We start from the raw sequence: 6,625 nt of genomic DNA, 5'->3' as shown, positions 1-6,625 counted from the left end.
TCTAATGTCCACTTTTACATTCAGATACACATCTTATTGATGGTTTTGTTGTTTGCTCACATTCATTACTTCGCAGTTTTTCTTGCTCGGTTTAGGTCGCCTGATTAATCCTCGCGAAAAGAGGTTCTCGCTCAGTAGCAAAGGATGTGCGTTACTACGTTGAGTTTAATGGCTTTCAAAGCTTGAGTAACGGAAAGAAACAAGGTAAAAAAGAGCGGACTTTTGATAAGGAAACCAATAATGAATATTAAGGAAAATAGCTATTTTGCTGGTAGTGTAAAATCACTAGGCTTTAACCAGAAAGATCAGGATGTTAGCGTTGGTGTGATGCTTCCTGGTGAGTACACGTTTGGTACTCAAGCACCAGAGCGTATGACGGTTGTAAAAGGTGCGCTTGTGGTCAAGCGTGTTGGCGAGAGCGATTGGACGACTTATCAAAGTGGTGAGTTTTTTGAAGTGGAAGGTAATTCTTCATTTGAGCTTCAAGTGAAAGAAGCGACTGCGTATTTATGTGAGTACTTCTAGCGTTCATTTGTTGCTCGTCATAAAACCACCTTCGGGTGGTTTTTTCGTCTATGTGCTTCACTTATAACGCATCTTTTTGGTTATTTGGGTATATACTTAATAAAAATGTACCCATCGACCAGGGAGGAAGTGATGGCAGTACAACGCAAGCATTCTGATCTCCCTCCTCGTTACGAGGACAAAGATCTCACCAATGAGCAAAGACAGCGCTTTACCGAAGTTGCCAATGCCGCTCATAAGAGACGTGAATTTTATCGACGTGCTCTAGGAAAGAGCTTAATGGGCAAAATGAAGGGCCGTGCGTTTAAAGATCACCCCACTCGTCAGCAAGACAAGCCGAACAGAACGTTGCAAGTAGTGTGGTTAATCGTATTCCTCGTTGTGGGGCTTTGGGTGATGCATGTGTTCGCTTAGTCATTAGCAAGCTTCTGGTACCGCTGGTGCATCAGATGTTGACTGTTCTTCCGTATTGCAGTGCTCATAAAAGGCGTACTGGTTTTTACCAGTATGTTTAGCTGCGTACATTGCTTTATCTGCACATCGAGTCAATTCAGACAAATCCTTTGCATCTTGCTTATAGATAGCAGCACCTACACTCATCGTTAACTCGTTAATCATATCGTAGCTTCGGTAACCTGTCGGAAACAGATTCACGATCCGTTTTAGGATGCTGTCGAGGTCATCTTTACTTTTTACATCGTAAAGCATGATTACAAACTCGTCGCCCGCAAATCGAGCGATGGAGTAGTCATGTTTATCGGTTTTTCTGTCTTTGTTGCGAATGTTATTTTTTAATCGAGTGGCGAAGGCTTGAAGTACTTGGTCACCAATATCGTGCCCGTAGGTGTCGTTGATGTGCTTGAAGTTATCGATATCGAGAAAGACCAATGCGGTGATGCTGTCATCAGATGAGTGCTTGATTTCATCGAGCTTTGCGCGCGCCCAAGTCTCAAAGCTCCAGCGATTGGCAAGCCCAGTGAGCTGGTCAAAATATGCTAACTCCTCAATCCCCTCACGATACAGTGTTTGAATGTAATTGAGGACTTTCGTGTAGTAATACGAGAACGTGTGACACACAAACGCGGTCGCTATCAGGGTCAGCATCAATCTCCGCTCTATGATTTCTGTGGCTGTTGGCAGTCGATCTAAAAAAGCGACCCCAAAAAAGATCAGTAAAATGTAGGTGCCACTGAACAACAGACCGACCTTAAACTCATTAATTAATACCAGAGTGGCGACAATAGGATATAGCCATAGCATCTTGCCTGACGGAGCGTCGTTATACAGAAGTAACAATAACCCTTCGAACATTAAGACAGCACTTAGCCATAAGTCGGCGTATTGATGGTGCCGCTGGACTTTTATTACATAACTGATTGCTAAGCATGCCAAGGCACACAAAGCATGGAAAAAGCTTAAACCCCAGTTATTCTCAAGTGATTGAGCAATGAAACCATAAGTTAAACAGGCAGCGGCGATACTGGAGCATAAAAAGACAATTTTCTTTTTTCTTGTTGAACGGATGTCCGCCATTTCTTCTAAGCGCGCCCCAGCCAATGTCGACATTACGTATCCTTGCTTAATTAACGTGTACGCTTATTCTAGGCGGTATTTTCGCGATAAATAGAACAACAAAGTTTCCAAATGTGATATCAGTCATTTTTAGTGCAAAGCCATCAGTGTGATTTGGTGCGAGTGTTCAAAGAGGAATGGTGGCGCATGCAGGTTTTCATGACGGTTCTTCATAGCTCTATATGGTTGGACTGATAACTCAAAGTAATGTATCTAGTTAGACGCATTTATATTGATTATCCTAATTCTGTTCGGTGCTCGTTGATTGAGAGTATTGTTCACCAATCTCTGCTCTACGTATCGTCAAGGCATATGTCGTTTCGAAAATGCATTAGAAATATTTTTCCGAAACAGGGCGAAATATTGTTGTCGTTATGACCAATATGCGACTAGAATCCGCGCTAAATCACAACCTCATATCGAGCTTCGTTCGAGTCACTATTTTTAAACTGCTTCACAAAATTGTGAGGCAGTTTTTAGTTGTAGGAAAGGTTACAAGCATGCCTAAAAGCCAAAACATCAACCAACGAATGTCCATCGTGGCATTAGCTTGGCCAATTCTTGTCGAAATTTTGCTACGGACGGCTTTAGGAACCAGTGACGTGTTCATGCTGAGTGGCTACTCAGACAAAGCCGTATCCGCTGTTGGTGTGATCACGCAGATTACCTTCTTTTTAATCATCGTTTCGACGTTTGTCAGTAGCGGTACGGGGATTTTGATTGCCCAATACAATGGCGCTGGACGCGAGCAAGAGTCAGTGAGCGTTGGTGTTGCGAGTATTGCGTTGTCTGTGCTCGTCGGTGTGCTATTGAGTGTGATTGCCGTGCTTGGTGCGATATATCTACTCCCGTATTACGGCTTGGAAGCGCAAGTTGAGCAGTACGCTCATGAATATCTGCTGATAAGCGGTGCGATGACGTTTAACGTTACGATTGGCGTTGTTTTTACAACTATTCTGCGTAGTCATGGTTATTCACGTTCCCCAATGGTGGTGAATTTGATCTCGGGTGTGTTCAACATCATTGGTAACTATATTGCGCTTTACCAGCCATTCGGTTTACCTGTGTATGGTGTGCAAGGCGTGGCAATAGCAACCGTCGTCAGCCAAGTCATCGGTACGTTAATGTTATGGTTTATTCTCGCTCGCAGTAGCATTGAACTACCAATGTCGACTATGAAACAAGTACCGGCAGAGATTTACAAAAAAATCTTAAAAATCGGCGGTATGAACGCGGGTGAAGTGCTGTCTTACAACGTGGCGCAAATCTGCATTGTGTACTTTGTGGTGCAAATGGGGACGGCATCGTTAGCGGCTTTCACTTATGCGCAAAACATTGCCCGTTTCTCGTTTGCTTTCGCGCTGGCAATTGGTCAGGCTGCGCAAATTCAGACCGGTTACTACATCGGTAAAGGTTGGGTGAGTAGCATTTTAAAACGCGTACAAATCTACTTCTTAGTGGGGTTTGTGGCATCAACGGCGGCAACCACACTGATTTACCTGTTTAGAGAAGAGATTCTGCGCGTATTTACCGATCAACCAGAGATACTCGCATTGGCAGGTTCGTTAGTCATGGGCTCAATTTTGCTCGAGGCCGGACGTGTGTTTAACCTGATTTTTATCGCGGGGCTCAAAGGCGCGGGTGACATCAAGTTCCCAGTGCAAATGGGGATTTTGAGTATGTGGGGACTAGGCGTGCTTTTCTCTTACATCTTTGGCATCCACTTGGGTTATGGCGTTTTAGGGGCTTGGATGGCAATCGCTCTCGATGAATGGGTACGTGGTATCATCATGGCAAGACGTTGGCGCTCTCAGGTGTGGACCAAGTTTAAGGTGAGCTAACGGTTTTCGGTATCGCGCATCACGCTTATTCTGTTGTTAGAAAACAAAAAAAGGCACTGATAGTCAGTGCCTTTTTGTTATTTAAAATCGGGAAGACGTTAGAATTCGCACTCAGCTTGGAACACCATACGCTCTTTGCTGTATGGATGATCCAGCTCTAGCATCTCAGCATGCAGGTGTAAGCGATTCGATTTTTCGCCGTATAAACCATCACCAACCATCGGCATGTTTAACCCCATGTGATGAGCACTGTGTACACGTAGTTGGTGAGTTCGCCCGGTTTTCGGATACATGTATACCTTGCTGCGTCCATCTTTGACTTCAATCAGTTGCCAGTAGGTTTCTGCATGTTTCCCGTGTTCAAAACACACCAGTTGACGTGGGCGGTCGTCTGGGTCACCACGCATTGGCAGTGAAATTTCCCCTTCAGGCTCGTTTAATACGCCTTCGAGCAGTGCCATATAACGTTTTTGTACGCCGCGAGCCATAAACTGTTTTTGCAGACTTTTGTTCGCGCGCTTAGTTAAGGCAAACACCAAAATGCCAGAGGTCGCCATGTCGAGACGATGAATCACAAACGGCCCTTCCACATCAGGGTACATCGCTTGTAGGCGCGTATAAGCAGAGTCCTTGATAGTTTTACCAGGCACTGAAAGTAAGCCCGAGGGCTTGTTGACGACGACCATAGCGTCGTCTTGGTAGATTATCTCTAGTTCTTTGTCTTCTGCCCAATTCTCCGCCAATGGATTAGGTTCGACATCCAGCCCTTGCATCATATGGCCCAAAATCGGCTGACATTTGCTGTTGCACGATGGGTAGAATTTTTTGTGTTGGCGAACTTCAGACTTTGGCGACACACCCCACCAAAATTCTGCCAGCGCCAGCGGTTTGAATCCGTGTTTAAACGCGTATTGAAGCAGTTTTGGCGCAGCACATTCCCCCGCACCTGCTGGTGGAACTGGGTTTGTGGTGTCCGCAAAAATGTCCACCAAGTCGCGTGTTTTGCCATGGTTGTTTAGAAAGCGGTATTGTTTATGCAATTTGTGCTGCAAAGCGTTGGAGAGCGTTTTGCGCTGCTCTTTCAGGTGAGCAAGTTGCTGCTCTAACTCAGCCAAGCGCGCTTCTTTGATTGCAAGCTTTTCATCCCACGCTTGCTTTAAGTATTTGAGAACGTTTTTCTCGGCGACACTTTGCTTACCCAACTCATCCAATAAGATTTTGAGGTCATCGGCATTGAGTGTTTGCTCGCCCTGTTGACGCTGTCGTTTGCGTGCGGCGCGGCCGTCAATCATCACTTGGCGCTGTGTTTGCTCTTCTTGTTGATAAGCGGCTCGGTCGGCTTGTATTTGCGCTTTAAGATCTGCCAATTCCGGATTCGCGGCACAGGTTTTGTACTCCGCATTGGCGGCGTTGATGGCATCCGTTTCTGCGCGGAAGAAACCTTCATCGGTCAGCATGTCATACACAGGAGGGACAAACCCTGGAATCAAGTTTTGGTCAGCAATTTTGCCAGAAAACGCACTTAAAAATCCGAGTTCGCCTTGAGGGTTTTCTACCAGCAATACGCCAAACATTTTGCCTCGCCCCGTTTCTTCATTAACCAAACCAAAATCGTGTTCGAAGTCGGTTTGCGCTAATAAGTGCTGTTGCAATTGCTTTGCGGCCATAACGCAAAGAGGATGCGGCGTGTAGTAGAACGGAAACGTAAACTGCGTTGGCAATTCATAGCCAGAAATATCAGCAGTAAAACGAGTAAAACAATGTTCAGGCGAGTGCATGGTGGGTATCCGCGCGAGTAAAAAATCGAGCGAGGATTGTACCTGTTTGAGTCAGGATTGCCATGTCGGTGTTGGCACTCGCTCTTGGATTAAGAACAAGAGCGAGTGGGGAAGAGCTTATTGCAGTTTTTGTAATGCAAGCTTCCACTGTGCCGGTTTGTCGTAGTAGGTCGAGTGCGGCAAGGTCAAGTACTCGCCATTTACTTCTGCAATCAGGGTTGGATAACCACCAACGTGTAACTGTCGCATCAATTGTCGGCTAGAGCGAATTCTCTCATCTAGTTCGGCTTCGCTTAACGCCATGTTTTGCTCCCACGCATCACTTGTTAAACCTAGCGATTCTGCAATGGCTTTGAGCGTCGATGCTTCATTCACTTTTAACCCGAGCTGATAATGCGCAGATTGGATGGCCTTTAGCATGTGCCATGGATTCAGCCCCATTTTCTCCGCACTCAAGATCGCTTGTGTGGGTAGATAAGAATCAAGAACAAACGCATCTTCGCTTTTCACGCGTTGCAGATATGCTTCACCAAACGTTGCTCCGGTTTCGGTTGCGATACGAGCGTCACTGTTGATGATGTGCTGACGAAATTCAGATTCAATCGCGCGTTTCTCAATCATACCGCCGGGATGAAGCTCTACCTTAAATTGAGAGGTGTCCATCAAGGCTTCGATGAGTGGTGATGCCCCGTAGCACCAACCACACATGGGATCGAAGAAGTAATGCACGGTTACCATGACATTTCACCAGTATGCACTTTAGCACCGATTTCTAGCGCGATTGGCAATTGAGCTTCTGGGTATTTCGCTGACATGGTGTCAATGAGTTGAACGCTGTTATTGCTGTGTTTTTTCGCTTGCTGAAAATCCTGCAAGTATTGTTGCGAGTAGCGAATGGTGTCTGCGTTC

General features: G+C 45.7%; 6 protein-coding genes and 1 pseudogene. 3 read left to right on the top strand and 4 right to left on the bottom strand.

The features are described 5' to 3' along the window. The first annotated feature begins 240 nt into the window (after positions 1-240). Both IQR33_RS17370 and IQR33_RS17365 read left to right on the top strand, forming a co-directional pair. Complete coding sequence (locus IQR33_RS17370) at positions 241-525, top strand: pyrimidine/purine nucleoside phosphorylase (RefSeq protein WP_005383244.1); 285 nt, start codon at positions 241-243, stop codon at positions 523-525. 132 nt (positions 526-657) lie between these two features. Continuing rightward, entirely contained in the window at positions 658-939 is a 282-nt protein-coding gene (locus IQR33_RS17365) for a hypothetical protein (RefSeq protein ID WP_005374405.1), read from the top strand. Positions 940-942: 3 nt separating this feature from the next. Here the strand turns inward: IQR33_RS17365 and IQR33_RS17360 are convergent, their stop codons facing one another. Next, entirely contained in the window at positions 943-2,091 is a 1,149-nt protein-coding gene (locus IQR33_RS17360; protein WP_054700526.1) for a GGDEF domain-containing protein, read from the bottom strand. Positions 2,092-2,597: 506 nt separating this feature from the next. Between IQR33_RS17360 and IQR33_RS17355 the strand changes: the two genes are divergently transcribed. Further along, positions 2,598-3,938, top strand: coding sequence for an MATE family efflux transporter (locus IQR33_RS17355; RefSeq protein ID WP_025768746.1), 1,341 nt, complete (start codon positions 2,598-2,600; stop codon positions 3,936-3,938). Positions 3,939-4,036: 98 nt separating this feature from the next. Here the strand turns inward: IQR33_RS17355 and IQR33_RS17350 are convergent, their stop codons facing one another. The 3 genes and pseudogenes from IQR33_RS17350 to IQR33_RS33380 all read right to left on the bottom strand — a co-directional run. After that, the gene (locus tag IQR33_RS17350) at positions 4,037-5,716 is read right to left on the bottom strand and encodes an RluA family pseudouridine synthase (protein ID WP_054575263.1); all 1,680 of its coding nucleotides are present in this window, start codon (positions 5,714-5,716) and stop codon (positions 4,037-4,039) included. Between the two features lie 117 nt (positions 5,717-5,833). Beyond that, positions 5,834-6,454, bottom strand: a complete 621-nt coding sequence (locus IQR33_RS17345; RefSeq protein ID WP_104980307.1) for a DsbA family protein — start codon at positions 6,452-6,454, stop codon at positions 5,834-5,836. Further along, a pseudogene (locus tag IQR33_RS33380) lies at positions 6,448-6,625 on the bottom strand (MBL fold metallo-hydrolase); the annotation flags it as partial. The pseudogene IQR33_RS33380 and the gene IQR33_RS17345, both read right to left, overlap by 7 nt.

Source organism: Vibrio sp. OPT46 (genome assembly GCF_015163535.1).
Classification (GTDB): domain Bacteria; phylum Pseudomonadota; class Gammaproteobacteria; order Enterobacterales; family Vibrionaceae; genus Vibrio; species Vibrio alginolyticus.
The sequence above is the reverse complement of the archived record's forward strand: the minus strand, read 5'-3'. Positions and strand labels throughout refer to the sequence as shown.